Below are 1503 nucleotides of genomic sequence, written 5' to 3'. Positions count from 1 at the left end.
CTCAGAGGCTATGCCGACGGCCGCGAGGCCAAGGCAGGGGTCGCAAGCTGGATCGCCTTCTACAACGATCGTCGCCTGTCGCCTTCATCAGGCGCACGGCTATCGCACCCCGATGGCGGTCTGGCGCGAACGGATGCCGGCCGCGAAGGCTGTGGACATGGTGGACAACGCTGCCGCGTTGACAACATGCCCACGGCAACATCAGCAAGCTTTCCCAAGGTGAATGGCTTTCAACATAGAGCGGTCAGCTTCCATCTAAGAAACCGGTTCAAGCGGTCCCGCCACGCGGGGTCCATTTCACGGCATCCTATTGCCGGGAGGCGCGGTCGGCGGCATACCGCAACTGGATGCATCGAACATCTGATGCTCATGACGTGCTTTTAAAGCTAGCCATTCCGTCCAGGAAATGGCTTCCGCTTTTTCAAGAGGTTGTTCTTTTGCATACTGAAAAAAAGTGTCCATTAGCTCGCTTTTTTCGTTCCGCAACACCTCCTTTGCCGCCTTGCTTGTTGTAGATTCGTCGCGCCTTCTTAATCTTATCTGGCGTTCTATGATGTCTGCACATTGCACTTTGTCGGCATTGTACAACATATCTGCTAGGGTCATCAGCAGCGTTGTACGCCCCATGCCGCCCCGGCAATGAAAATGCAAATGAACATCACCCGCATGAGCGAGGTTTCGCAACTCCGATACAAGTTTATCTATTTCAGCATCGGTGGGGCGCGCATGATCTGGTGTCGGAATACGCAGATACGCGACACCCTTTCTTTTAACTAATTCCTCTTCCGTTTCTATTTTCACTTCACCGAAGTCGAGAACCATTGGAGGCGCCGAAGAAGCCTTTCCTTTTACGACACTCCCGGATTCTATGGTCAGACCAAAAGGAAATTTAGTCGGTAGTTTTGCGAGCTTCTTTGTCTCCTTCGCGGGAATAATGTCAGCAGGCTTTTCCACGTTACCCCAATTATGATTATCTGCGGCAAACCAGGATATTGGTTCTCCATTTGCGAATCCATGGAACTCTTGCCTAGTATCTACAATGACGAGCCGTTTTGGATGTGTCAGTGTAATTAGTTCTTCTAGCTGCCGCTCAGAAAATTGAGCACTCCCAGACAAGCTTAAACCGTGAAACCCGGTCGAGTCGCATCTCTCCAACCCAGATGTATCGGATGTGGTGCGAAATCTAGGGGGTTCAATCTTGTCATATACAAGTCTTGGCGGATTTTGGTCGGGTATTTTCTTCGGTATTGTTGTCGGTGGAATTCTAAATGGCTTGCGTGAGTCAACGCTCGATGAGGCTGGAGCGCGAGCGCCGAGATCCGCATCTGGCGGCGGCATCTGATATGAAAGACCGACAGGCTTGCCGGGACCACACCGCATAAGTCTCTCCTTTGAACAGCAAAAAGATAGTTCCAAATCACGCAGGCTAGGAGCCTGTCCGAGTATTCCCTGTTCAATTGGGCGGGAGTGTGATCGATTTGGTCCATGAGCAAGTATTTTCGG

Annotated in this window: 1 protein-coding gene; it reads right to left on the bottom strand. The window is 51.5% G+C overall.

Annotation, left to right across the window (positions count from 1 at the left end; translation table 11 throughout):
* Positions 1–297 precede the first annotated feature (297 nt).
* Positions 298–1503 (bottom strand): phosphatase domain-containing putative toxin (locus tag AC5ZGW_RS46235; protein ID WP_496114168.1); only part of this gene is annotated, 1206 nt, incomplete at its 5' end.

This window comes from Bradyrhizobium sp. Crot121 (assembly GCF_059512385.1).
This window is presented reverse-complemented; position numbering and strand designations above follow the sequence as displayed.